This is a genomic window from Vibrio sp. Y2-5 (assembly GCF_014596725.1).
Classification (GTDB): domain Bacteria; phylum Pseudomonadota; class Gammaproteobacteria; order Enterobacterales; family Vibrionaceae; genus Vibrio.
On record NZ_JACVEG010000006.1, the window covers coordinates 144864 to 166812 of the forward strand.

The 21949-nt window shown below is 45.3% G+C and carries 35 protein-coding genes; all 35 read left to right on the forward strand.

All coding sequences use genetic code 11. From position 1 onward, the window contains the following. Positions 1 to 25 precede the first annotated feature (25 nt). A complete protein-coding gene (locus HUO09_RS15285) occupies positions 26 to 226 on the forward strand; it encodes a YheV family putative zinc ribbon protein (RefSeq protein WP_102962870.1) in 201 nt (66 codons plus the stop codon). Positions 227 to 324: 98 nt separating this feature from the next. Then, positions 325 to 906, forward strand: a complete 582-nt coding sequence (gene slyD, locus HUO09_RS15290; protein ID WP_188234498.1) for a peptidylprolyl isomerase — start codon at positions 325 to 327, stop codon at positions 904 to 906. Between the two features lie 106 nt (positions 907 to 1012). Then, complete coding sequence (locus tag HUO09_RS15295) at positions 1013 to 1954, forward strand: isoaspartyl peptidase/L-asparaginase family protein (RefSeq protein ID WP_167412158.1); 942 nt, start codon at positions 1013 to 1015, stop codon at positions 1952 to 1954. A gap of 127 nt (positions 1955 to 2081) precedes the next feature. Then, complete coding sequence (locus HUO09_RS15300) at positions 2082 to 3398, forward strand: adenylosuccinate synthase (protein WP_167412157.1); 1317 nt, start codon at positions 2082 to 2084, stop codon at positions 3396 to 3398. Between the two features lie 223 nt (positions 3399 to 3621). Continuing rightward, entirely contained in the window at positions 3622 to 4257 is a 636-nt protein-coding gene (locus tag HUO09_RS15305) for a tetratricopeptide repeat protein (RefSeq protein ID WP_167412156.1), read from the forward strand. A 218-nt stretch (positions 4258 to 4475) separates the two neighbouring features. After that, a complete protein-coding gene (rnr, locus tag HUO09_RS15310) occupies positions 4476 to 6923 on the forward strand; it encodes a ribonuclease R (RefSeq protein WP_188234499.1) in 2448 nt (815 codons plus the stop codon). Positions 6924 to 6930: 7 nt separating this feature from the next. Further along, complete coding sequence (gene rlmB, locus HUO09_RS15315; RefSeq protein WP_188234500.1) at positions 6931 to 7677, forward strand: 23S rRNA (guanosine(2251)-2'-O)-methyltransferase RlmB; 747 nt, start codon at positions 6931 to 6933, stop codon at positions 7675 to 7677. Between the two features lie 490 nt (positions 7678 to 8167). Next, the gene (gene rpsJ / locus HUO09_RS15320; RefSeq protein WP_001181007.1) at positions 8168 to 8479 is read left to right on the forward strand and encodes a 30S ribosomal protein S10; all 312 of its coding nucleotides are present in this window, start codon (positions 8168 to 8170) and stop codon (positions 8477 to 8479) included. Between the two features lie 14 nt (positions 8480 to 8493). Next, positions 8494 to 9123: a 50S ribosomal protein L3 gene (gene rplC / locus HUO09_RS15325; protein ID WP_167413815.1), complete on the forward strand. Its 630-nt coding sequence runs from the start codon at positions 8494 to 8496 to the stop codon at positions 9121 to 9123. A 16-nt stretch (positions 9124 to 9139) separates the two neighbouring features. After that, a complete protein-coding gene (gene rplD, locus HUO09_RS15330; protein WP_188234501.1) occupies positions 9140 to 9742 on the forward strand; it encodes a 50S ribosomal protein L4 in 603 nt (200 codons plus the stop codon). Next, the gene (rplW, locus tag HUO09_RS15335; RefSeq protein ID WP_167411910.1) at positions 9739 to 10041 is read left to right on the forward strand and encodes a 50S ribosomal protein L23; all 303 of its coding nucleotides are present in this window, start codon (positions 9739 to 9741) and stop codon (positions 10039 to 10041) included. The genes rplD and rplW overlap by 4 nt, the downstream gene beginning before the upstream one ends. Before the next feature lie 16 nt (positions 10042 to 10057). After that, positions 10058 to 10882, forward strand: a complete 825-nt coding sequence (gene rplB, locus HUO09_RS15340) for a 50S ribosomal protein L2 (RefSeq protein ID WP_167411909.1) — start codon at positions 10058 to 10060, stop codon at positions 10880 to 10882. 20 nt (positions 10883 to 10902) lie between these two features. Beyond that, a complete protein-coding gene (gene rpsS / locus HUO09_RS15345; RefSeq protein ID WP_042485188.1) occupies positions 10903 to 11181 on the forward strand; it encodes a 30S ribosomal protein S19 in 279 nt (92 codons plus the stop codon). A 10-nt stretch (positions 11182 to 11191) separates the two neighbouring features. After that, the gene (gene rplV, locus HUO09_RS15350) at positions 11192 to 11524 is read left to right on the forward strand and encodes a 50S ribosomal protein L22 (RefSeq protein WP_167411914.1); all 333 of its coding nucleotides are present in this window, start codon (positions 11192 to 11194) and stop codon (positions 11522 to 11524) included. 19 nt (positions 11525 to 11543) lie between these two features. Then, positions 11544 to 12245 carry a 30S ribosomal protein S3 gene (gene rpsC, locus HUO09_RS15355; protein WP_042485192.1) on the forward strand — a complete coding sequence of 234 codons (702 nt, stop codon included), beginning with the start codon at positions 11544 to 11546 and terminating at the stop codon, positions 12243 to 12245. 11 nt (positions 12246 to 12256) lie between these two features. Further along, a complete protein-coding gene (rplP, locus tag HUO09_RS15360) occupies positions 12257 to 12667 on the forward strand; it encodes a 50S ribosomal protein L16 (protein ID WP_004728605.1) in 411 nt (136 codons plus the stop codon). Continuing rightward, the gene (rpmC, locus tag HUO09_RS15365) at positions 12667 to 12858 is read left to right on the forward strand and encodes a 50S ribosomal protein L29 (protein ID WP_042485196.1); all 192 of its coding nucleotides are present in this window, start codon (positions 12667 to 12669) and stop codon (positions 12856 to 12858) included. The genes rplP and rpmC overlap by 1 nt, the downstream gene beginning before the upstream one ends. Next, entirely contained in the window at positions 12858 to 13112 is a 255-nt protein-coding gene (rpsQ, locus tag HUO09_RS15370) for a 30S ribosomal protein S17 (RefSeq protein ID WP_102941163.1), read from the forward strand. The genes rpmC and rpsQ overlap by 1 nt, the downstream gene beginning before the upstream one ends. Before the next feature lie 161 nt (positions 13113 to 13273). Continuing rightward, positions 13274 to 13645 carry a 50S ribosomal protein L14 gene (rplN, locus tag HUO09_RS15375; RefSeq protein ID WP_167411908.1) on the forward strand — a complete coding sequence of 124 codons (372 nt, stop codon included), beginning with the start codon at positions 13274 to 13276 and terminating at the stop codon, positions 13643 to 13645. Between the two features lie 15 nt (positions 13646 to 13660). Next, positions 13661 to 13978, forward strand: coding sequence for a 50S ribosomal protein L24 (gene rplX, locus HUO09_RS15380; protein WP_042485205.1), 318 nt, complete (start codon positions 13661 to 13663; stop codon positions 13976 to 13978). 23 nt (positions 13979 to 14001) lie between these two features. Then, positions 14002 to 14541 (forward strand): 50S ribosomal protein L5, encoded by a 540-nt coding sequence (gene rplE / locus HUO09_RS15385; protein WP_042485207.1) that lies wholly within the window; start codon positions 14002 to 14004, stop codon positions 14539 to 14541. Positions 14542 to 14558: 17 nt separating this feature from the next. Beyond that, complete coding sequence (rpsN, locus tag HUO09_RS15390) at positions 14559 to 14864, forward strand: 30S ribosomal protein S14 (RefSeq protein ID WP_042485209.1); 306 nt, start codon at positions 14559 to 14561, stop codon at positions 14862 to 14864. Between the two features lie 29 nt (positions 14865 to 14893). Further along, positions 14894 to 15286 carry a 30S ribosomal protein S8 gene (gene rpsH / locus HUO09_RS15395; protein WP_042485211.1) on the forward strand — a complete coding sequence of 131 codons (393 nt, stop codon included), beginning with the start codon at positions 14894 to 14896 and terminating at the stop codon, positions 15284 to 15286. A 14-nt stretch (positions 15287 to 15300) separates the two neighbouring features. Beyond that, positions 15301 to 15834: a 50S ribosomal protein L6 gene (gene rplF / locus HUO09_RS15400; RefSeq protein ID WP_167411907.1), complete on the forward strand. Its 534-nt coding sequence runs from the start codon at positions 15301 to 15303 to the stop codon at positions 15832 to 15834. A 9-nt stretch (positions 15835 to 15843) separates the two neighbouring features. Then, positions 15844 to 16197, forward strand: coding sequence for a 50S ribosomal protein L18 (rplR, locus tag HUO09_RS15405; protein ID WP_005435088.1), 354 nt, complete (start codon positions 15844 to 15846; stop codon positions 16195 to 16197). A gap of 14 nt (positions 16198 to 16211) precedes the next feature. Next, positions 16212 to 16715 carry a 30S ribosomal protein S5 gene (gene rpsE / locus HUO09_RS15410; protein WP_004728614.1) on the forward strand — a complete coding sequence of 168 codons (504 nt, stop codon included), beginning with the start codon at positions 16212 to 16214 and terminating at the stop codon, positions 16713 to 16715. A gap of 7 nt (positions 16716 to 16722) precedes the next feature. Beyond that, positions 16723 to 16899: a 50S ribosomal protein L30 gene (gene rpmD / locus HUO09_RS15415; RefSeq protein WP_000201159.1), complete on the forward strand. Its 177-nt coding sequence runs from the start codon at positions 16723 to 16725 to the stop codon at positions 16897 to 16899. A 5-nt stretch (positions 16900 to 16904) separates the two neighbouring features. Continuing rightward, positions 16905 to 17339, forward strand: a complete 435-nt coding sequence (rplO, locus tag HUO09_RS15420) for a 50S ribosomal protein L15 (protein ID WP_102941159.1) — start codon at positions 16905 to 16907, stop codon at positions 17337 to 17339. Between the two features lie 20 nt (positions 17340 to 17359). Continuing rightward, on the forward strand, positions 17360 to 18694 hold the full coding sequence (gene secY / locus HUO09_RS15425; protein ID WP_042485221.1) for a preprotein translocase subunit SecY: 1335 nt from the start codon (positions 17360 to 17362) through the stop codon (positions 18692 to 18694). Between the two features lie 41 nt (positions 18695 to 18735). Then, positions 18736 to 18849 carry a 50S ribosomal protein L36 gene (gene rpmJ, locus HUO09_RS15430; RefSeq protein ID WP_000868186.1) on the forward strand — a complete coding sequence of 38 codons (114 nt, stop codon included), beginning with the start codon at positions 18736 to 18738 and terminating at the stop codon, positions 18847 to 18849. A gap of 149 nt (positions 18850 to 18998) precedes the next feature. After that, a complete protein-coding gene (rpsM, locus tag HUO09_RS15435) occupies positions 18999 to 19355 on the forward strand; it encodes a 30S ribosomal protein S13 (RefSeq protein WP_005450559.1) in 357 nt (118 codons plus the stop codon). 18 nt (positions 19356 to 19373) lie between these two features. Next, a complete protein-coding gene (rpsK, locus tag HUO09_RS15440) occupies positions 19374 to 19763 on the forward strand; it encodes a 30S ribosomal protein S11 (RefSeq protein WP_001118870.1) in 390 nt (129 codons plus the stop codon). A gap of 27 nt (positions 19764 to 19790) precedes the next feature. Continuing rightward, entirely contained in the window at positions 19791 to 20411 is a 621-nt protein-coding gene (gene rpsD, locus HUO09_RS15445; protein ID WP_042485224.1) for a 30S ribosomal protein S4, read from the forward strand. A gap of 24 nt (positions 20412 to 20435) precedes the next feature. Further along, positions 20436 to 21428 (forward strand): DNA-directed RNA polymerase subunit alpha, encoded by a 993-nt coding sequence (locus tag HUO09_RS15450; RefSeq protein ID WP_102941158.1) that lies wholly within the window; start codon positions 20436 to 20438, stop codon positions 21426 to 21428. 26 nt (positions 21429 to 21454) lie between these two features. After that, a complete protein-coding gene (gene rplQ, locus HUO09_RS15455) occupies positions 21455 to 21835 on the forward strand; it encodes a 50S ribosomal protein L17 (RefSeq protein ID WP_167411906.1) in 381 nt (126 codons plus the stop codon). The last annotated feature ends 114 nt before the right edge of the window (positions 21836 to 21949 follow it).

Consider the following 21949-nt stretch of genomic DNA (forward strand, 5'->3'; position numbering starts at 1 on the left):
ACAAGTAAGTAGTAGGAACCAATACGTGAATATAAAAAAACGCTTTATTGCAGGGGCAAGCTGTCCGAGTTGTAAAGCTCAAGATACCTTACGCTGGTGGATAGAGAACAACATAGAGCTGGTAGAATGCGTTGAATGTGATTATTCAGAACAGCGTAAACCGAAAGCTGTAGAGAAAAGTGAACACGGTCAAGAGCAAATGATCGGTATTTTTAAGCCGGAATAATTGAGTTTCTGCTCACGATCCCCATAATATCCATCATTAGATTATTTTTAGACATGATTTAATGTGTCTAGAAGCACCAAAACCGCCCTGGAGCCGTTATGAAAATTGAAAAGAACGTGGTTGTAAGCCTTGCTTACCAAGTAAAACTGGAAGATGGCATCGTTGTTGACCAATCCACAGTGGAAGCACCACTTGATTACCTACATGGTCACAACAACCTAATCACTGGCCTTGAAAAAGAGCTAGAAGGCAAAGTAGCAGGTGACAAGTTCACTGCAACTATCGCACCTGAAGATGCATACGGTGAGCACAGCGAAGATCTTGTGCAGCGCGTTCCTGCAAACGTATTCCAAGGTGTTGACGAGATCGAAGTAGGTATGCGTTTCCTAGCGGATACTGATCAAGGTCCAATCCCTGTAGAAATTACAGAAGTTGATGGCGACGAAGTTGTTGTTGACGGCAACCATATGCTTGCTGGTCACACTCTGACTTTCGATGTAGAAGTTGTCGCTACTCGCGAAGCAACTGCTGAAGAACTTGAGCACGGCCATGTACACCAAGCGGGTGGTTGTGGTGGTCACGGTCACGATCATGATGACCACGAATGCTGTGGTGGCCATGGTCACGATCATGACCACGACCACAAAGATGGTTGTTGTGGCGGCGGTCACTGCCACTAACCAGTGCTGTGGGCTTGCTATAAATACAGCCTAGCTCTATAAAAGAAAGCGTGAGTCGAGTATTCGGTTCACGCTTTTTTATTATCGTTTTTTATAAGGACTCTTTATGCCGCAACCTTTTTCTATCGCGATTCACGGTGGTGCTGGAACCATTTTGCGTGAACAAATGAGTGATGAACTCAAAGCGGAAATAGAAACAGCGTTAGAAAAATCGGTCAAAGCTGGGCATGCCATTCTGGCTCAAGGAGGCGATGCTTTAGATGCTGTGGTCGCGGCAGTTAAAGTGTTGGAAGATGCGCCTCAGTTTAATGCAGGGAAGGGGTCGGTATTAACCAATAAAGAAATGGTTGAGATGGATGCTTCTGTAATGCATGGGCGAGAGATGAATGCGGGCGCTATAACGGGTGTTCGTCATATAAAAAATCCTATTGAACTCGCTCGTGATGTGATGTTGAAAAGCAATCATGTCCTATTAATGGGTGAGGGGGCGGAAGAGTTCGCTTTCAGTTTAGGTTATGAGTATACCGAACAAGATTATTTCTTTACTGACCGTCGCTATGAACAGCTGCAATCTATGAAAGAAAAAGGTCTGTTTGCTCTCTCTGAAGCTAAATACCCAGATGACAAAAAATTTGGAACGGTTGGAGCCGTGGCGCTTGATCAGCAAGGCAATTTGGCGGCGGCGACAAGTACCGGTGGCATTACCAACAAAAAGTACGGCCGTATTGGAGATTCGCCAATCATTGGTGCTGGTACTATTGCAGAAAATGGCAATGTTGCTGTATCGACCACGGGAATGGGCGAGTTCTTCATTCGCAAAATGGTAGCATCAGATGTCGCTGCGAGAATGCGCTATTTGCAAGAAGATATTCACACCGCCTGTGAGCACATTATTCAGGGTGATTTAAAAGCAATGGGCGGTGAAGGTGGACTGATTGCTGTTGACGCGAATGGTGAAATTCACTTTGCGATGAATAGTTTAGGAATGTATCGGGCGAGCATTGATATTAAAGGTGATCTACTCGTCAAAATATATGCAGATGATTGAGTTTTACTCTGAAAAACGAGAATGACTGCGCACGACTTTATTCGACTATTTTTTGCCTAAAAAATGACTGCAACGAATCAAATTCGATGCTAGAATCCATTTTTAACTAGTAATCAGATTTGGAAAGATGGGTAATAACGTAGTCGTTCTTGGCACCCAATGGGGTGATGAAGGTAAAGGTAAAATCGTAGACCTTTTAACTGAAGATGCAAAATATGTGGTTCGCTACCAAGGTGGTCACAACGCTGGCCATACTCTAGTTATTGATGGCGAGAAAACAGTTCTTCACTTGATTCCATCAGGTATCCTTCGCAATAACGTGAAATGCATTATCGGTAACGGTGTTGTACTTTCACCAGATGCACTAATCAAAGAAATGACAGGTCTAGAAGACCGTGGTGTTCCTGTTCAAGAGCGTCTTTTCATTTCTGAAGCTTGTCCTCTAATTCTTCCATACCATATTGCTCTAGACCAAGCGCGTGAAACTGCTCGTGGTAATAAAGCAATTGGTACGACTGGTCGTGGTATCGGTCCTGCTTACGAAGATAAAGTTGCTCGTCGTGGTTTACGTGTTGGTGACCTATTCGATCGTGCAGCATTCGCTGAGAAACTAAAAGAAGTGATGTCTTTCCATAACTTCCAGCTAGAGCACTTCTACAAAGTTGAACCTGTGAGCTACGAAGAAGTACTTGAGCAAGCAATGGGTTATGCAGACCTATTAACTTCAATGGTTATCGACGTAACTGACGAACTTGATGCAGCGCGTAAGCGTGGCGACAAGATTATGTTCGAAGGTGCTCAGGGTACGCTACTTGATATCGACCACGGTACTTACCCATATGTAACGTCTTCTAACACGACTGCTGGTGGTGTTGCTGCGGGTTCTGGTTTCGGTCCTCGTCACCTTGGTTACATCCTTGGTATCGCTAAAGCTTATTGTACTCGTGTAGGTTCTGGTCCTTTCCCAACTGAACTTTATGACGGTCAGGACAAGCAAGATCCTGTTGGTAAGCATCTGGGTACTGTAGGCGCTGAATTTGGTGCAACAACTGGTCGCCTACGTCGTACCGGTTGGTTCGATGCTGTTGCTATGCGTCGTGCAATTCAAATCAACTCAATTACAGGTTTCTGTATGACTAAGCTAGACGTCTTAGACGGTCTAGAAGAGATCAAGATCTGTACTGGTTACCAAATGGCTGACGGTTCTGTTCTTGAAGTATCACCAATGGCTGCAGACGCGTACGATAACGTAACGCCAATCTACGAAACCATGCCTGGTTGGTCTGAAAAAACGTTCGGTGCTAAGTCTATCGACGCGCTTCCTCAAGCGGCACTTGATTACATCAAGCGTATTGAAGAACTAACTGGCGTTCCAGTAGACATCATTTCTACAGGTCCAGACCGTAACGAAACTATCATCAAAGTGCACCCATTCAGCGTGTAATTTAGACGATTATTGAAAAAACCGGCTCACTGAGCCGGTTTTTTTATGCCGCAAGTGATGGTATTTTGTACGTCGATGGCAATTAATTGCCGATTATTTACAAGATTGACCTAAAGAGATCCGCTTAAGCGCCGATAAAAAATCAAACCAGCCATTATGCGTAATAACGCTATACTCAATAAGCGGTGTTGTGTGGCTATCGGAATTAAGTAAGAGTGCATGTATGAAGCTACGAACGGTGGCAGCTTCTCTGTTATTGGCATTGCATTCCTCGTTTAGTCACGCAGCTGTGACCGATGTGGGGGAGCCTGTACCAATTTATACAGAAGCTGAACTCATAAAATTGATTGAAGAAAACAAGCATCTGGAACGAGTCAAAGCCGACAATTGTCAGTTGGTGGAAGATATTGTTGCACGTGCTACTCGCATCAATTTACCGTCATACGAGTTTTTGTATGGCGATATGTTGGCGTGGGGTGTCTGTGTCGATCAGGATGTCGAGCTCGGTTTGTATTACATGGAAAATGCTGCCCATCAAGGTTTGCCGACCGCACTCGAGCAGCTGGGCCGTTACTATTCGCGTGGAACATTAGTGCAGCAAGATAAAGAGCGCGCTATACCATATTTACGTGAAGCTGCATCTATGGGGAATTTGAATGCCCGTATTCAGCTGGCGGAATTACTATTAAGAGATTACGGTAGCCCTCTGGACTATGAGGATGCTTATCGCTGGCTCTACAACTCGGCTACCGCAGATCAAAGAGTGCACAACCGCATCAATATCTTACGACAGGGTTTAGAGATGCGTATGCCAGAGAACATCATTGCGCGCGCAAAGCGTCGTGAAACATTCTGGTAAAAAGCTCGTTAATTCATTCTGTAAACACATTTATAGGTTCATGTTCAACCTCTGAGGTGGGGCATGAATTCCATACCTTTCTCTTCGTATTTCACTTTTATTACTTCAAAGATAGTGCAACAGAACTATCTTATTAGTATTACTCACTTTTTATCCTTAAGCTTAATCACGCAGTAGGATATACTTTAATTCCCCTCTTACTTTAAGTAGGTCTGCCTATGTCTGATTCCACCCATATTGATCCGTTTGCGGATCGCGAAGCCGATAATTACGAAAATCCGATCCCAAGTCGTGAGTTCATCATCGAATTTTTAACTCAAGCCAATGTACCAATGAATCGCAACGATTTGTTTGAAGCATTAAAACTCACCGGCGAAGATCAGTATGAAGGTCTGCGTCGTCGTCTTCGTGCAATGGAGCGAGATGGGCAGCTCATCTTTACTCGTCGTCAATGTTACGCACTGCCTGAAAAACTAGAGCTAATTAAAGGGTATGTGATTGGTCACAAAGATGGCTATGGTTGGGTTCGTCCAGAGGGCAACACCAACAAAGACAATGACATTTTGTTACCTCATCATCAAATGAGAACCATCATTCATGGTGATTACGTATTGGTTCAACCTGCAGGTACGGATAAGCGCGGAAGAAAAGAGGGGCGCTTAGTTCGTGTATTGGAAGAGCGTAAAACGCAAATCGTCGGCCGTTTCTTCTTTGAGCATGGTTACTCTTATGTTGTGCCAGATGACTCACGTATTCATCAGGATATTTTGATTCCTAATGAGCAGCGAAGCGGTGCTCGTATGGGTAATGTTGTGGTGATTGAGATTACAGACCGAGGCTCACGTAGTCGCGGTATGATGGGCACTGTGGTTGAAGTTCTGGGTGAAAACATGGCTCCGGGAATGGAAACACAAATTGCCATCCGTACCCATCAAATCCCTCATGTATGGCCAGAGGAAGTTGAAAAACAGGTAGCAAGTTTAGGTGAAGAGGTTCCAGAAGAAGCGAAGATAGGGAGAGTAGATCTACGTGAACTTCCTCTGGTTACTATTGATGGTGAAGATGCGCGAGACTTTGATGATGCGGTCTTCTGTGAAGCGAAGAAAGGCGGCGGTTGGCGTTTATGGGTAGCGATTGCTGATGTAAGCTATTACGTTCGCCCTGATACCGCGTTAGATAAAGAAGCGATTAACCGTGGTAACTCGGTTTACTTCCCGTCACAAGTTGTGCCTATGCTGCCGGAAGTGCTTTCAAATGGCTTATGTTCATTGAACCCGCAAGTGGATCGCTTGTGTATGGTGTGTGAAATGACCATTTCTGAAAGCGGTAAGTTATCAGGTTATAAGCACTATGAAGCGGTGATGAATTCACACGCTCGCCTCACATACACTAAAGTTCACGAGATCTTAGAAGGTGATGAAGAGCTACGCGAGCGTTACCGTGATTTGGTTCCGCACCTTGAAGAACTGCATAAAATGTATCAAGTGCTGAAAGTGGCGCGTGAGCAGCGTGGTGCGATTGAGTTTGAAACGGTTGAAACCAAGTTTATTTTCACTCCAGATCGTAAGATTGACAGTATTGAGCCACTTATCCGTAATGACGCTCATAAGCTGATTGAAGAGTGCATGATCATGGCAAACATTGCTTCTGCCTCTCTGGTGGAAAAAGCAAAAGAGCCAGCGTTATATCGTATTCATGAAACTCCGGGCGAAGAGCGTCTGATGGGCTTCAGAGATTTCCTAGGTGAGTTAGGTTTAGAGCTGTCTGGTGGTCTTGAGCCATCGCCAACCGATTACGCACATTTGATGCAACAGATCGGCGAGCGACCAGACAAAGAGCTGATTCAAACTATGTTGCTGCGCTCGATGAAGCAAGCGATATACAACCCAGATAATGCGGGTCACTTCGGTTTGGCGTTGAAACGTTATGCTCACTTCACTTCGCCGATTCGTCGTTATCCAGATTTATTGTTGCATCGTGCGATTAAGTATCTAATTGCCAAACATGAAGGGCGTAACCAAGACCGTTGGACGCCAACAGGTGGCTTCCACTATTCATTTGACGATATGAACTACTACGGTGAGCAGTGTTCAATGACTGAACGCCGTGCAGATGATGCGACGCGTGAAGTGTCCGATTGGCTCAAATGTGAGTACATGCAAGACCATGTAGGCGAAGAATTGGAAGGCGTCATTGCGAATGTGACTGGCTTTGGCTTCTTCGTTCGTTTAGCCGATCTGCACATTGATGGTTTGGTCCATATTTCTACCTTAGCGAATGACTACTACCGATTTGACCCGATTGGTCAAAGACTTATCGGTGAGTCGTTTGGTAATACTTACCGTTTAGGCGATTCAGTCAAAGTAAAAGTGTTGTCAGTGAACCTTGATGATAGACAAATTGACTTTGAAATCGTTGAAACAAGTCGTAAGCTACGCGGCGCTGGTAAGACTGCTAAGAAACGAGCGACAGAATCGAAAGCTAAAGCGAAAGGCAAAAAAGCGGCTGCAAACCTTGGTAGTAAAGCAGTACCAATGATTGAACCCACTAAACGTCCAGATGACGGTAGTGGAAAGCAAAAAGATAAAACGAGTAAATCCGCTAAATCTCGTAAACAGAAAGCTCGAGCTCAAGCTGGCAAAGCAAGAGCAAAAAAGAACAAATAGGTAACTCATGAGTAACGAATTAATTTATGGCATCCACGCAGTAAAAGCGGTGTTAGAACGAGACCCTGCTCGTTTTGTGGAAGCTTATGTACTGAAAGGTCGTCAGGACGACCGATTACTGCCAGTTCTGAATGAACTTGCTCGTCTAGGCGTGTCGATTCAAGAAATGAACCGTAAAGTTCTTGATGACAAAGCTCAAGGTGCTAACCACCAAGGTGTCATTGCTAAAGTGAAACCAGCGAAGCAGCTAAATGAGCACGACTTGGATTTGATAGTTGATCAACATGAAAATCCGCTGTTCCTAGTACTTGATGGTGTTACCGATCCGCATAACTTAGGTGCTTGTCTACGTAATGCTGATGCTGCGGGTGTGGTGGCGGTTATCGTACCGAAAGATAAGTCAGCACCAATGACGGCAACAGTGAGTAAAGTGGCTTGTGGGGCAGCAGAAACCGTGCCTTTAGTTCGTGTAACCAATCTTGCGCGAACTATGCGTGCGATGCAGGAAAAGGGCGTTTGGTTTGTCGGTACAGCTGGTGAAGCAACTCACGATATCTACCAAAGCAAATTAACGGGACCGCTGGCTATCGTTATGGGAGCTGAGGGTGATGGTATGCGCCGTTTAACTCGTGAAACCTGTGACGGATTGATTAAAATCCCTATGGCGGGTTCGGTATCAAGTCTAAATGTTTCTGTCGCTTCGGGAGTTTGTTTGTTTGAAGCCGTACGCCAACGTATTGCGGCAGCGAAATAACTCGAAATGCAAATAGCGTCATCCCAGAAAATGCGTAAGCATTTATCTGGGAGCTGGAAAAGCACACTTAAGCTGATTACGTGTGCTGTAACAAGATTCCAGCTTTCGCGGGGATGACGTTATTTTCAACTCTCCACCTATCCAGCTGCTCAAATTTCCTCCGTTTAATTTTCAAACACCCCTTGCAAGTGAAACTGTGATCTGTATAATGCAGCGCACTGGTTAAGCCAGTTGTGAACCAATGAGCGGCGAGGAGCCGAAGAATCTTAGGATTTAACGGGTAATGTATACTCTGCTTATGTTCGCAGTTAATAAAAATTTAGCTCGTTGCTGTCTATTTTTAGATAGCCAAGGTTAATCACCTATTAGCTGACAATGTGCCCAATTAGGGTACTACGGTTTCACATAAATCAATCGGCATTCTCTCGTCTTATACGAGTTTGAGTGGCGATATTGTTTGTGTAATTTTTAATTATTGGAGCTCTGTCTCATGCAGAACCAACGCATCCGTATCCGCCTAAAAGCTTTCGATTACAAACTAATCGATGCTTCTACAGCGGAAATCGTTGAAACAGCTAAGCGTACCGGCGCGCAGGTTCGTGGTCCTATTCCACTACCTACTCGTAAAGAGCGTTTCACTGTTCTTATCTCTCCACACGTAAACAAAGATGCACGTGACCAGTACGAGATTCGTACTCACAAGCGTCTGATCGACATCGTTGAACCAACTGACAAGACTGTTGATGCTCTAATGCGTCTTGATCTTGCTGCTGGCGTTGATGTTCAAATCAGCCTAGGTTAAGGGAGATTAGAAGAATGATTGGTCTAGTCGGACGTAAAGTGGGTATGACCCGCGTATTTACTGAAGAAGGCGTTTCTATCCCAGTAACAGTTGTGGAAGTTGAAGCGAACCGCGTTTCTCAAGTTAAAACTCTTGAAAACGATGGTTACACAGCTATCCAGGTAACTGCTGGTGCTAAGAAAGCTAGCCGCGTTTCAAAGCCAGAAGCTGGTCACTTTGCGAAAGCAGGTGTTGAAGCCGGTCGTGGTCTTTGGGAATTCCGCTTAGAAAGCGGCGAAGAGTTTGAAGTTGGTGCTGAACTAACTGTTGAACTTTTCAACGAAATCAAAAAAGTAGACGTTACTGGTACTTCTAAAGGTAAGGGCTTCCAAGGCGTTGTAAAACGTTGGAACTTCCGTACTCAAGATATGACTCACGGTAACTCTTTGTCTCACCGTGCTCCTGGTTCTATCGGTCAATGTCAGACTCCAGGTCGCGTGTTCAAAGGCAAAAAAATGTCTGGTCACATGGGTGCTGAGCGTGTAACGACTCAAAACCTTGAGATCGTTCGTGTTGATGCTGAGCGCAACCTGCTTCTTATTAAAGGTGCAGTCCCTGGCTCAATTGGCGGTAACGTTATCGTCAAACCAGCAGTTAAAGCATAACGTCTAGGAGTAAGTAATGGAATTGATGGTTAAAGGTGCTAACGCACTAACTGTTTCCGAAACTACTTTCGGACGTGAGTTTAACGAAGCTCTTGTACACCAAGTAGTTGTTGCGTACGCAGCAGGTGCTCGTCAAGGTACTCGTGCTCAAAAAACACGTTCAGAAGTTTCTGGCGGTGGCGCTAAGCCATGGCGTCAAAAAGGTACTGGCCGTGCGCGTGCTGGTACAATTCGTAGCCCAATCTGGCGTACAGGTGGTGTTACTTTTGCTGCGAAACCACAAGATCACAGCCAAAAAGTAAACAAGAAAATGTACCGTGGTGCTATGAAGAGCATTTTCTCTGAGCTAGTTCGTCAAGAGCGTTTAATCGTTGTTGAAAACTTCTCAGTAGAAGCACCAAAAACTAAAGAGCTAACAGCTAAGCTGAAAGAACTTGAACTTAACGATGTTCTAATCGTTACTGGTGAAGTAGACGAGAATCTATTCTTAGCTGCGCGTAACCTATACAAAGTTGACGTGCGTGACGTTTCTGGTATCGACCCAGTAAGCCTAATCGCATTTGACAAGGTTCTTATGACTGCTGATGCAGTTAAGCAAGTTGAGGAGATGCTGGCATGATCCGTGAAGAGCGTCTACTAAAAGTTCTACGTGCACCGCACATCTCTGAAAAAGCAACTATGGCTGCTGAGAAAGCGAACACTATCGTTTTCAAAGTATCTATCGATGCTACTAAAAAAGAGATCAAAGCAGCTGTAGAAAAGCTATTTGAAGTTGAAGTTAAGTCTGTAAACACTCTTATCACTAAGGGTAAGACCAAGCGTCAAGGGCTACGCCAAGGCCGTCGTTCAGACGTGAAAAAAGCGTACGTTACTTTGAACGAAGGTCAAGATCTTGACTTTGTTGGCGGCGCGGAATAACAGGAGTAGTTGAAAAATGGCTATTGTTAAATGTAAGCCGACTTCGGCTGGTCGCCGTCACGTTGTTAAAGTTGTTAACGCTGACCTACACAAAGGTAAGCCTTACGCACCTCTTCTAGAGAAAAACTCTAAGAACGGTGGTCGTAACAACAACGGTCGTATCACAGTTCGTCATATCGGTGGTGGTCACAAACATCATTACCGTGTGATTGACTTTAAACGTACTAAAGATGGTGTTCCAGCGAAAGTTGAGCGTCTTGAATACGATCCAAACCGTAGCGCAAACATCGCTCTAGTTCTGTACGCAGACGGTGAGCGTCGTTACATCCTTGCACCTAAAGGTGTTAAAGCTGGTGATGCTATCCAGTCTGGTGCTGATGCACCAATCAAAGCTGGTAACGCACTTCCAATGCGTAACATCCCAGTAGGTTCAACTGTACACAACGTTGAACTTAAGCCTGGTAAAGGTGGTCAGCTAGCTCGTTCGGCTGGTGCATATGCTCAAATCGTTGCTCGCGACGGTGCATACGTAACTATCCGTCTACGTTCTGGCGAGATGCGCAAAGTATTGTCTGAAGGCCGTGCAACAATCGGTGAAGTAGGCAACGCAGAGCACATGCTACGTGAATTAGGTAAAGCTGGTGCAAGCCGTTGGCGTGGTGTTCGTCCTACCGTTCGCGGTGTGGTAATGAACCCGGTTGACCACCCACATGGTGGTGGTGAAGGCCGTACGTCTGGTGGTCGTCACCCAGTTTCTCCTTGGGGTATGCCAACTAAAGGCTACAAAACTCGTAGCAACAAACGCACTGACAAGTACATCGTACGTCGTCGCAATAAGTAATCTATTTAAGAGGATAAGCCATGCCACGTTCTCTCAAGAAAGGTCCATTTATTGACCTACACTTGCTGAAGAAGGTAGAGAAAGCGGTGGAAAGCGGAGACAAAAAGCCTATTAAGACTTGGTCCCGTCGTTCAATGATCATTCCTACAATGATCGGTTTGACCATCGCTGTCCATAATGGTCGTCAACACGTTCCAGTTTTCGTAACTGACGAGATGATCGGTCACAAACTTGGTGAATTTGCACCAACTCGCACTTACCGCGGCCATGTCGTGGATAAGAAAGCTAAGAAGCGTTAAGGAGTAGATGATGGAAGCATTAGCTAAACATAACTTTGCTCGCATTTCGCCTCAGAAAGCTCGCTTAGTTGCAGATCAAATTCGCGGTAAGAAAGTTGACCAAGCTCTAGAACTTCTAACATTCAGCAACAAGAAAGCTGCTGAGCTAGTTAAGAAAGTTCTTGAGTCAGCAATCGCTAACGCGGAACATAACGAAGGTGCTGACATTGACGATCTACGTGTCGCTAAAATCTTCGTAGATGAGGGCCCTATCATGAAGCGTATTATGCCTCGTGCTAAAGGCCGTGCGGATCGTATCTTGAAGCGTTCAAGCCACATTACTGTGGTTGTCGCAGATCGCTAAGAGACTAGGAGAGTAAGCAATGGGTCAAAAAGTACATCCTAATGGTATTCGTCTAGGCATCGTTAAGCCTTGGAATGCTACATGGTTTGCTAATACCAAAGATTTCGCTGACAACCTAGACGGCGACTTCAAGGTACGTCAGTTCCTAACTAAAGAACTGTCAAAAGCGTCTCTTTCACGTATCGTTATCGAGCGTCCAGCGAAGAGCATCCGTGTGACTATTCACACTGCTCGTCCTGGTGTTGTTATCGGTAAGAAAGGCGAAGACGTTGAGAAGCTACGCACAGCTGTAGCTAAAATTGCAGGTGTACCAGCGCAAATCAACATCGCTGAAGTACGTAAGCCTGAGCTAGACGGTCAATTAGTGGCTGATAGCATCGCGTCTCAACTAGAGCGTCGCGTTATGTTCCGTCGTGCTATGAAGCGTGCGGTACAAAATGCTATGCGTCTAGGCGCTAAAGGTATCAAAGTGGAAGTAAGTGGCCGTCTAGGCGGTGCTGAAATTGCACGTTCTGAGTGGTACCGTGAAGGCCGTGTGCCTCTACACACTCTACGTGCTGACATTGATTACGCAACTTCTTCAGCTCACACCACATACGGTGTAATCGGCGTTAAAGTTTGGATCTTCAAGGGCGAAATCCTTGGTGGTATGCCAGCTGCAAACGCTGTTGAGCCTAAGGCTGATAAGCCTGCGAAGAAACCGCGTAAAGGCCGTAAGTAAGGAGTCGACAGATGCTACAACCTAAACGTACTAAGTTCCGTAAGGTTCATACTGGTCGTAACCGTGGTCTAGCAAAAGGTACTGAAGTTAGCTTTGGTTCTTTTGGTTTGAAAGCTGTAGGCCGTGGTCGCCTAACTGCTCGTCAAATCGAAGCGGCACGTCGTGCGATGACACGTCACATTAAGCGTCAAGGTAAAATCTGGATCCGTGTGTTCCCAGACAAACCAATCACTGAAAAACCACTTGAAGTTCGTCAAGGTAAGGGTAAAGGTAACGTTGAGTACTGGGTAGCCCAAATCCAACCTGGTAAGGTTATGTACGAAGTTGATGGTGTACCTGAAGAATTGGCACGTGAAGCGTTCCGCCTAGCGGCTCGTAAACTGCCATTCAAGACTACATTTGTAACTAAGCAGGTGATGTGATGAAAGCACAAGATCTACGCGAAAAGAGCGTTGAAGAGCTTAACACTGAGTTATTAGCGTTGCTTAAAGAGCAGTTCAACTTGCGTATGCAAGCTGCGACTGGTCAACTACAGCAAACTCATACTCTGAAAGCTGTCCGCCGTGATATCGCACGTGTGAAAACTGTTTTGACTGAGAAGGCAGGCGCATAATGAGCGACAAAATTCGTACCCAACAAGGTCGTGTTACTAGCGACAAGATGGACAAGTCTATCACTGTTGCTATCGAGCGTTTCGTAAAGCACCCAATCTACGGTAAATTCGTTAAGCGCACGACTAAAGTACACGCACATGATGAAAACAACGAATGTGGCCTAGGCGACTTAGTTGAAATCAAAGAGTGTCGTCCACTGTCTAAGACTAAATCTTGGACTTTGGTAAAAGTTCTAGAGAAAGCTAAGATTTAATTAGTTTTTTCTGACTGAATAAACGGCTCCAAAAATAATTTTGGGGCCGTTTATTTTTTGACTACCCAATATAAAAAAAGGGTGGTACAATTCGCGTCCCTTTAAAGAGGCAGCCCGACCCGAGATGGGTCTAGTTTTTTAATATTTAGCGGAGCACTAACATGATCCAAATGCAAAGTATGCTGGACGCAGCTGATAACTCAGGCGCTCGCAGCGTAATGTGTATTAAGGTTCTGGGTGGCTCTCACCGTCGTTACGCCCACGTTGGCGACATCATTAAAGTTACTGTTAAGGAAGCAATTCCTCGCGGTAAAGTTAAGAAAGGTGATGTACTGAAGGCGGTGGTAGTTCGCACCCGTAAAGGCGTTCGTCGTCCAGACGGTTCTGTCATTCGCTTCGACCGTAACGCTTGCGTACTGTTAAACAACAACAGTGAGCAACCTATCGGTACACGTATCTTTGGTCCAGTGACACGTGAACTTCGTAATGCGAAATTCATGAAAATTGTCTCACTGGCTCCAGAAGTTCTGTAAGGAGCACGTAAAAAGATGGCAGCTAAAATCCGTCGTAATGACGAAGTAATCGTTCTTGCTGGTAAAGATAAAGGCAAGAAAGGTAAAGTAACTAAGGTACTAGCAACTGGTAAAGTTATCGTAGAAGGTATTAACCTTGTTAAGAAACACCAGAAACCTGTTCCTGCACTAGGCATCCAAGGTGGTGTTGTAGAGCAAGAAGCAGCGATCGACGTTTCTAACGTGGCAATCTTCAACGCAGCTACTGGTAAAGCTGACCGTATCGGTTTCCGTTTCGAAGATGGTAAGAAAGTACGTTTCTTTAAATCTAACAACGAAATCGTTTCTAACTAATAGAAGTAATTTGGAGTTCTACTATGGCGAAACTGCATGATTACTACAAGTCGTCTGTAGTCGCTGATCTGACCAAACAGTTCAGCTATACAAGCGTCATGCAAGTCCCTAGAATTGAGAAAATCACCCTCAATATGGGCGTTGGTGAAGCAATCAACGATAAGAAACTGCTAGAAAACGCAGCATCTGATATGGCAACGATCTCTGGTCAAAAGCCACTAATCACTAAAGCGCGTAAATCTGTTGCAGGTTTCAAAATCCGTGAAGGCTACCCAATTGGTTGTAAAGTAACCTTGCGTGGCGAGCGCATGTGGGATTTTCTGGAGCGTTTGATTTCTATCGCTCTTCCACGTGTACGAGATTTCCGTGGTGTTAGCGCTAAGTCTTTTGACGGTCGCGGTAACTACAGCATGGGCGTTCGCGAGCAAATCATCTTCCCGGAAATCGACTATGATAAAGTCGATCGAGTACGCGGTCTTGATATCACTATCACGACGTCTGCTGCTACCGATGAGGAAGGCCGAGCTCTGCTGGCTGCCTTTAACTTCCCATTCCGCAAGTAAGGTGACGGGTTACTGTTATGGCTAAAAATTCAATGAAAGCGCGCGAAGCTAAGCGCGCGAAGCTAGTAGCACAGTTCGCTGAAAAGCGTGCAGCGCTAAAAGCTATCATCAGCGATGTAAACGCATCAGAAGAAGATCGTTGGAATGCGGTTCTTAAACTGCAAACTCTTCCACGTGACTCAAGTGCATCACGTCAGCGCAACCGTTGCAACCAAACTGGTCGCCCACACGGTTACCTACGTAAATTCGGTCTAAGCCGTATCAAAGTTCGTGAAGCTTGCATGAAAGGCGAGATTCCTGGACTTCGTAAGGCTAGCTGGTAATTGCCACTTAATCATTTGGAGTAAAGACTATGAGCATGCAAGATCCGATTTCGGATATGCTGACCCGTGTTCGTAACGGTCAGGCAGCAAACAAAGTTGCTGTAAAAATGCCTTCTTCAAAGCTTAAAGTTGCAATTGCTGCACTACTTAAAGCTGAAGGTTACATCGCAGACTTCGCTGTAGAAAGCGGAGCAAAACCTGAGCTAGAAATCACTCTTAAGTATTTCCAAGCTAAACCAGTAATTGAGCAAATCAAACGTGTTTCACGTCCTGGTCTTCGTGTTTACAAGAAGAAAGGCGAACTACCTTCTGTAATGGGTGGTCTTGGTATTGCTGTTGTTTCAACGTCAAAGGGTCTTATGTCTGACCGTGCTGCTCGTAAAGCAGGTCTAGGCGGCGAAATCCTTTGCTACGTAGCATAATTAAGGAGTAGAACATGTCTCGTGTTGCTAAAGCACCTGTCGCTATTCCAGCTGGCGTAGAGGTGAAATTGAACGGTCAAGAGATCACTGTGAAGGGCGCTAAGGGTGAATTAACTCGCGTTCTTAATGATGCAGTTGTGATCGCTCAAGTTGAAAACAACCTAACATTCGGCCCTAAAGAAGGTGTCGTTAATGCTTGGGCACAAGCAGGTACTGCTCGTGCACTAGTAAACAACATGGTTGTTGGTGTTACTGAAGGCTTTACTAAGAAGCTAACTCTTAAGGGTGTTGGTTACCGTGCTGCTATGAAAGGCAACGCTGTAGCGTTAACTCTAGGCTTCTCTCACCCTGTTGAGCACGAGTTGCCAGCGGGTATTAAAGCCGAGTGTCCAAGCCAAACTGAAATTGTACTAACTGGTGCTGATAAGCAAGTAGTTGGTCAAGTTGCGGCTGACATTCGTTCTTACCGCGCGCCTGAGCCTTATAAAGGTAAAGGTATTCGTTACGCAGATGAAAATGTGCGTACTAAAGAAGCTAAGAAGAAGTAAGGTAACACTATGGATAAGAAAGCATCTCGCATCCGTCGTGCTACACGTGCACGTCGTAAGATTGCAGAACTGGGTGCAACTCGCCTAGTAGTACACCGTACTCCTCGTCACGTGTACGCACAAGTGATTGCAGCTAACGGCTCTGAGGTTATCGCAGCAGCATCTACTGTAGAAAAAGCGATCCGTGAGCAAGTTAAATACACTGGTAACGTTGATGCAGCTAAGGCAGTTGGTAAAGCTGTTGCTGAGCGCGCTCTTGAAAAAGGCGTAACAGCTGTTGCATTTGATCGTTCTGGTTTCCAATACCACGGTCGAGTAGCGGCGCTAGCAGAATCTGCTCGCGAAGCTGGTCTGAAATTCTAAGGTAGGGTTGGAAGATGGCTAAAGAACAACAAGTTCAAGCGAATGATTTGCAAGAAAAATTAATCGCTGTTAACCGTGTTTCTAAAACGGTTAAAGGTGGTCGAATCATGAGCTTCACTGCACTAACTGTAGTTGGTGACGGTAATGGTCGTGTAGGTTTCGGTTACGGCAAAGCTCGTGAAGTACCTGCTGCGATTCAAAAAGCAATGGAAAAAGCACGTCGTAACATGACTACGATCGCGCTTAACGAAGGCACTCTTCACCACCCGGTGAAAGGTCGTCACTCGGGCTCTAAAGTTTACATGCAGCCAGCTGCAGAAGGTACGGGTGTTATCGCAGGTGGTGCGATGCGTGCAGTACTTGAAGTTGCAGGTGTACATAACGTTCTATCTAAAGCATACGGTTCAACGAACCCTATCAACATCGTTCGTGCAACGATCGATGCTCTAGCTAGCGTTAAGTCACCAGAAATGGTTGCTGCTAAGCGTGGTCTAACTGTTGAATCTATTTCGGAGTAAGAACACAATGGCAACTATTAAAGTAACTCAAACTAAAAGCTCAATTGGTCGCCTACCTAAGCACAAAGCTACTTTGCGCGGTTTAGGCCTTCGTAAAATCAACCATACAGTAGAACTTGAAGATACTCCGTGTGTACGCGGTATGATCAACAAGGTTTACTACATGGTTAAAGTTGAGGAGTAATCATAATGTTTTTGAATACTCTAGCACCAGCTGCTGGTTCAAAGCCTTCTAAGAAGCGCGTTGGCCGTGGTATTGGTTCAGGCCTAGGTAAAACTGGTGGCCGTGGCCATAAAGGTCAAAAGTCGCGTTCAGGCGGTAAAGTTCGTCCAGGTTTTGAAGGCGGTCAGATGCCATTGAAACAACGTCTACCTAAATTCGGTTTCACTTCTCGTAAGAGCCTAGTGTCTGCTGAAGTTCGTCTAGCTGAGCTAGCGAAAGTAACAGGTGACGTGGTTGATCTAAACAGCTTGAAAGCTGCAAACGTTGTTACAAAGAACATCGAGTTTGTTAAAGTTGTTCTTTCTGGCGAGATCAGCAAGGCAGTGACTGTAAAAGGTCTGCGTGTAACTAAAGGCGCGCAAGCTGCAATCGAAGCTGCAGGCGGTAAAATCGAGGCATAATCTCGAGGATTGAGGTACAGATGGCTAAGAAACCAGGACAAGATTTTCGTAGTGCTCAGGGCGGCTTGGGTGAGTTAAAATCGCGCTTATTATTCGTAATTGGTGCACTTTTAGTATTCCGAGCGGGCTCTTTTGTGCCGATTCCTGGTATTGACGCAGCTGTACTTGCCGATTTGTTCGAACAGCAAAAAGGTACCATCGTTGAAATGTTTAACATGTTCTCCGGTGGTGCTCTTTCGCGTGCATCTATCTTTGCATTGGGCATTATGCCGTATATTTCGGCATCTATTGTTGTCCAATTGCTTACAGTAGTTCATCCAGCGTTAGCGGAACTCAAGAAAGAGGGTGAAGCAGGCCGTCGTAAGATTAGCCAATATACGCGTTATGGCACGCTTGTACTTGCAACATTCCAAGCTATTGGTATCGCAACAGGTCTACCAAACATGGTCAACAATCTGGTCGTTATCGACCAAACCATGTTTACCCTAATTGCTACCGTGAGTTTAGTAACTGGCACCATGTTCCTAATGTGGTTAGGTGAACAAATTACAGAGCGCGGAATTGGTAACGGTATTTCGTTACTTATCTTTGCAGGTATTGTTGCTGGATTGCCTTCAGCAATCGGACATACTATCGAGCAAGCGCGTCAAGGTGAACTGCATGTACTTCTTCTGTTGTTGATTGCGGTAGTTGCTTTTGCTGTTATTTACTTCGTTGTTTTCATGGAGCGTGGTCAGCGTCGAATCGTCGTTAACTATGCGAAGCGTCAACAAGGTCGTAAAGTTTTTGCAGCGCAAAGCACACACTTGCCATTGAAAATTAATATGGCTGGTGTAATACCTGCGATCTTTGCATCAAGTATTATCCTGTTCCCAGGAACACTGGCTCAGTGGTTTGGTCAGAACGGTGAGAGCAGCACATTTGGTTGGTTAACTGATGTGTCTTTAGCTCTTAGCCCAGGTCAACCTCTGTATGTAATGCTTTATGCAGCAGCGATTATATTCTTCTGTTTCTTCTATACAGCGTTGGTATTTAACCCACGTGAAACAGCAGATAATTTGAAGAAGTCAGGTGCATTCGTACCCGGTATCCGCCCAGGAGAACAGACAGCGAAATATATCGATAAAGTAATGACACGTTTAACCTTAGCGGGTGCGTTATACATTACCTTTATCTGTCTGATCCCTGAGTTCATGATGGTCGCATGGAACGTACGTTTCTATTTCGGCGGAACATCACTACTAATCGTAGTTGTTGTAATCATGGACTTTATGGCACAGGTTCAGACACATATGATGTCCAATCAATATGAGTCTGTGTTGAAAAAAGCGAATCTGAAAGGCTACGGTCGATAATTCGACTATAATCCTTCAGGTTAGATTTACGGAGTTTAGCAATGAAAGTTCGTGCTTCCGTTAAAAAAATCTGCCGTAACTGTAAAGTTATCAAGCGTAACGGTGTCGTTCGCGTGATTTGCAGTGAGCCAAAGCACAAGCAACGCCAAGGCTAATTAGCAGAAATTTTTACTTGAAAATTAAAGGTTGGTCGAGTATATTCCTCGGCCTACCTTTTGCGTGCAAAAGAAGTAGTATGCCGCAGCGTATCCTCTACGGGCTTTGCTGCGGATAATTCTTTATATAAAGTACCTAGGAGTGAATAGTGGCCCGTATAGCAGGCATTAACATTCCTGATCAAAAGCATGCTGTTATCGCATTAACTGCGATCTACGGCATCGGTAAAACTCGCTCGCAAGCTATTCTTGCTGAAGTGGGTATTGCTGAAGATGTTAAGATCAGTGAACTAACTGAAGAGCAGATCGATCAACTGCGTGATGGTGTAGCTAAATACACTGTAGAGGGTGATCTACGTCGTGAAGTTTCCATGAACATCAAGCGTCTTATGGACCTTGGTTGTTACCGTGGTCTTCGTCATCGTCGCAGTCTACCACTACGTGGACAGCGTACTAAAACCAATGCTCGCACCCGTAAGGGTCCGCGTAAGCCGATCAAGAAATAATCGGGAAGGGTAAGTACAATGGCTAAACAACCAACACGCGCACGTAAGCGCGTACGCAAGCAAGTTGCTGATGGCGTAGCGCATATCCACGCATCTTTCAACAACACAATCGTGACTATTACTGACCGTCAAGGTAACGCTCTAGCATGGGCTACTGCAGGTGGTTCAGGTTTCCGTGGTTCTCGTAAGTCTACTCCGTTCGCTGCACAGGTTGCTGCAGAACGTTGTGCTGAAATGGCTAAAGAATACGGCCTAAAGAACTTGGAAGTTATGGTTAAGGGTCCTGGTCCAGGTCGTGAATCTACTGTTCGCGCACTGAACGCAGCTGGTTTCCGTATCACTAACATCGTTGATGCGACACCAATCCCTCATAACGGTTGTCGTCCACCTAAGAAACGTCGCGTATAACGTTTCTGGGAACATTGGAGAAAGATCATGGCAAGATATTTGGGTCCTAAGCTTAAGCTTAGCCGTCGCGAAGGCACTGACTTATTTCTTAAGTCTGGTGTACGCGCGATCGATACCAAGTGTAAAATTGAGAACGCACCAGGTGTACACGGCGCTCGTCGCGGTCGTCTATCTGAGTACGGCGTTCAGCTTCGTGAGAAGCAAAAAGTTCGTCGTATCTACGGCGTACTAGAAAAACAATTCCGTAACTACTACAAAGAAGCTGCTCGCCTTAAAGGCAACACGGGTGAAAACCTACTTCAGCTTCTAGAAGGTCGTCTAGATAACGTAGTTTACCGCATGGGCTTTGGCGCAACTCGCGCAGAAGCACGTCAGCTAGTTAGCCACAAAGCTATCCTAGTTAACGGTAAAGTTGTAAACGTTCCTTCTTTCAATGTTGCGGCTAACGACGTTGTTACAATCCGTGAAAAAGCTAAAAAGCAATCACGTATCGCTGCTGCTCTAGAAGTTGCAGAACAACGCGAAAAACCAACTTGGATTGAAGTAGATGCGAGCAAGATGGAAGGTACTTTCAAGCGTTTGCCTGAACGTTCTGATCTATCAGCTGACATCAACGAACAATTGATCGTCGAGCTTTACTCTAAGTAAGGTTTAAACTAAAGAGAGGACACAATGCAGGGTTCTGTAACAGAATTTCTTAAGCCACGTCTTGTTGACATCGAACAGATCAGCACGACACACGCAAAAGTAACTCTTGAGCCATTAGAGCGTGGTTTTGGCCACACTCTTGGTAATGCACTTCGCCGTATTTTACTATCTTCTATGCCGGGTTGTGCCGTAACAGAAGTAGAAATTGAAGGCGTACTTCATGAGTACAGCACTAAAGAAGGCGTTCAAGAAGATATTCTTGAAATCCTACTAAACCTTAAAGGTTTGGCTGTTCGCGTTGCCGAAGGCAAAGATGAAGTGTTCATTACACTAAACAAATCAGGCTCGGGCCCTGTGGTTGCAGGTGACATCACCCATGATGGTGATGTAGAGATCGCTAACCCAGAACACGTTATTTGCCATCTAACAGATAGCAATGCTGAAATCGCTATGCGTATTAAAGTAGAACGTGGTCGTGGTTATGTTCCAGCTTCAGCCCGTATCCATACTGAAGAAGATGAGCGTCCAATCGGTCGTTTGCTTGTAGATGCGACTTTCAGCCCAGTAGACAAAATTGCTTACTCGGTTGATGCAGCTCGTGTTGAACAGCGTACTGACTTAGACAAGCTTGTTATCGATATGGAAACAAACGGAACTTTAGAACCTGAGGAAGCAATCCGTCGTGCAGCAACTATTCTTGCTGAACAATTGGATGCGTTCGTAGATCTACGTGATGTACGTGTACCTGAAGAGAAAGAAGAGAAGCCGGAATTCGATCCGATCCTACTCCGTCCTGTAGACGATCTTGAACTAACAGTTCGCTCTGCTAACTGTCTGAAAGCAGAAGCGATTCACTACATCGGTGATCTAGTACAGCGCACTGAGGTTGAGCTACTTAAAACGCCTAACCTTGGTAAAAAATCTCTTACTGAGATTAAAGACGTGCTTGCATCACGTGGTCTTTCTCTGGGCATGCGCCTAGAAAACTGGCCGCCAGCGTCTATCGCTGAAGATTAATCGATAATAGTTAGAAGGATTAGGTCATGCGCCATCGTAAGAGTGGTCGTCAACTCAACCGCAACAGCTCACATCGTAAAGCGATGTTCAGCAATATGGCTAGCTCTCTTGTACGTCATGAAGTTATCAAGACTACATTGCCAAAAGCAAAAGAGCTACGTCGCGTAGTTGAGCCATTGATTACACTAGCTAAGACTGACAGCGTTGCTAACCGTCGTCTTGCATTTGCTCGCACTCGTGATAACGAAGTTGTAGCAAAATTATTTAACGAACTAGGTCCACGTTTTGCTGCTCGTCAGGGCGGTTACACTCGTATCCTAAAAGCTGGCTTCCGTGCTGGCGATAAAGCTCCAATGGCTTACATTGAGCTTGTAGATCGTCCAGAAGCAGAAGCTGCTGCTGAGTAATCAGTAAGTTCGCTAAACAGAAAGCCGAGCATTTATGCTCGGCTTTTTTGTGCCTGAAATTTGAGATGATTGTTCTTTGTTTTACGAATAAGAATAACCGCCATTCTCCTGCCT

Bases quoted from the DNA above. Each gene is read 5' to 3' on its own strand.
- rlmB (WP_188234500.1), top strand. From the start codon at position 6,931: ATGAGTAACGAATTAATTTATGGCATCCACGCAGTAAAAGCGGTGTTA.
- rplC (WP_167413815.1), top strand. From the start codon at position 8,494: ATGATTGGTCTAGTCGGACGTAAAGTGGGTATGACCCGCGTATTTACT.
- HUO09_RS15295 (WP_167412158.1), top strand. From the start codon at position 1,013: ATGCCGCAACCTTTTTCTATCGCGATTCACGGTGGTGCTGGAACCATT.
- rplW (WP_167411910.1), top strand. From the start codon at position 9,739: ATGATCCGTGAAGAGCGTCTACTAAAAGTTCTACGTGCACCGCACATC.
- rplE (WP_042485207.1), top strand. From the start codon at position 14,002: ATGGCGAAACTGCATGATTACTACAAGTCGTCTGTAGTCGCTGATCTG.
- rplF (WP_167411907.1), top strand. From the start codon at position 15,301: ATGTCTCGTGTTGCTAAAGCACCTGTCGCTATTCCAGCTGGCGTAGAG.
- secY (WP_042485221.1), top strand. From the start codon at position 17,360: ATGGCTAAGAAACCAGGACAAGATTTTCGTAGTGCTCAGGGCGGCTTG.
- rplQ (WP_167411906.1), top strand. From the start codon at position 21,455: ATGCGCCATCGTAAGAGTGGTCGTCAACTCAACCGCAACAGCTCACAT.
- rpsD (WP_042485224.1), top strand. From the start codon at position 19,791: ATGGCAAGATATTTGGGTCCTAAGCTTAAGCTTAGCCGTCGCGAAGGC.
- rpsJ (WP_001181007.1), top strand. From the start codon at position 8,168: ATGCAGAACCAACGCATCCGTATCCGCCTAAAAGCTTTCGATTACAAA.
- HUO09_RS15450 (WP_102941158.1), top strand. From the start codon at position 20,436: ATGCAGGGTTCTGTAACAGAATTTCTTAAGCCACGTCTTGTTGACATC.
- rpsN (WP_042485209.1), top strand. From the start codon at position 14,559: ATGGCTAAAAATTCAATGAAAGCGCGCGAAGCTAAGCGCGCGAAGCTA.
- rplR (WP_005435088.1), top strand. From the start codon at position 15,844: ATGGATAAGAAAGCATCTCGCATCCGTCGTGCTACACGTGCACGTCGT.
- rpsQ (WP_102941163.1), top strand. From the start codon at position 12,858: ATGAGCGACAAAATTCGTACCCAACAAGGTCGTGTTACTAGCGACAAG.
- rplD (WP_188234501.1), top strand. From the start codon at position 9,140: ATGGAATTGATGGTTAAAGGTGCTAACGCACTAACTGTTTCCGAAACT.
- HUO09_RS15300 (WP_167412157.1), top strand. From the start codon at position 2,082: ATGGGTAATAACGTAGTCGTTCTTGGCACCCAATGGGGTGATGAAGGT.
- rplP (WP_004728605.1), top strand. From the start codon at position 12,257: ATGCTACAACCTAAACGTACTAAGTTCCGTAAGGTTCATACTGGTCGT.
- rplX (WP_042485205.1), top strand. From the start codon at position 13,661: ATGGCAGCTAAAATCCGTCGTAATGACGAAGTAATCGTTCTTGCTGGT.
- rpsH (WP_042485211.1), top strand. From the start codon at position 14,894: ATGAGCATGCAAGATCCGATTTCGGATATGCTGACCCGTGTTCGTAAC.
- rnr (WP_188234499.1), top strand. From the start codon at position 4,476: ATGTCTGATTCCACCCATATTGATCCGTTTGCGGATCGCGAAGCCGAT.
- slyD (WP_188234498.1), top strand. From the start codon at position 325: ATGAAAATTGAAAAGAACGTGGTTGTAAGCCTTGCTTACCAAGTAAAA.
- rpmC (WP_042485196.1), top strand. From the start codon at position 12,667: ATGAAAGCACAAGATCTACGCGAAAAGAGCGTTGAAGAGCTTAACACT.
- rplB (WP_167411909.1), top strand. From the start codon at position 10,058: ATGGCTATTGTTAAATGTAAGCCGACTTCGGCTGGTCGCCGTCACGTT.
- rplV (WP_167411914.1), top strand. From the start codon at position 11,192: ATGGAAGCATTAGCTAAACATAACTTTGCTCGCATTTCGCCTCAGAAA.
- rpsS (WP_042485188.1), top strand. From the start codon at position 10,903: ATGCCACGTTCTCTCAAGAAAGGTCCATTTATTGACCTACACTTGCTG.
- rplN (WP_167411908.1), top strand. From the start codon at position 13,274: ATGATCCAAATGCAAAGTATGCTGGACGCAGCTGATAACTCAGGCGCT.
- rpsC (WP_042485192.1), top strand. From the start codon at position 11,544: ATGGGTCAAAAAGTACATCCTAATGGTATTCGTCTAGGCATCGTTAAG.
- rplO (WP_102941159.1), top strand. From the start codon at position 16,905: ATGTTTTTGAATACTCTAGCACCAGCTGCTGGTTCAAAGCCTTCTAAG.
- rpsE (WP_004728614.1), top strand. From the start codon at position 16,212: ATGGCTAAAGAACAACAAGTTCAAGCGAATGATTTGCAAGAAAAATTA.
- HUO09_RS15305 (WP_167412156.1), top strand. From the start codon at position 3,622: ATGAAGCTACGAACGGTGGCAGCTTCTCTGTTATTGGCATTGCATTCC.
- rpsK (WP_001118870.1), top strand. From the start codon at position 19,374: ATGGCTAAACAACCAACACGCGCACGTAAGCGCGTACGCAAGCAAGTT.
- rpmJ (WP_000868186.1), top strand. From the start codon at position 18,736: ATGAAAGTTCGTGCTTCCGTTAAAAAAATCTGCCGTAACTGTAAAGTT.
- rpmD (WP_000201159.1), top strand. From the start codon at position 16,723: ATGGCAACTATTAAAGTAACTCAAACTAAAAGCTCAATTGGTCGCCTA.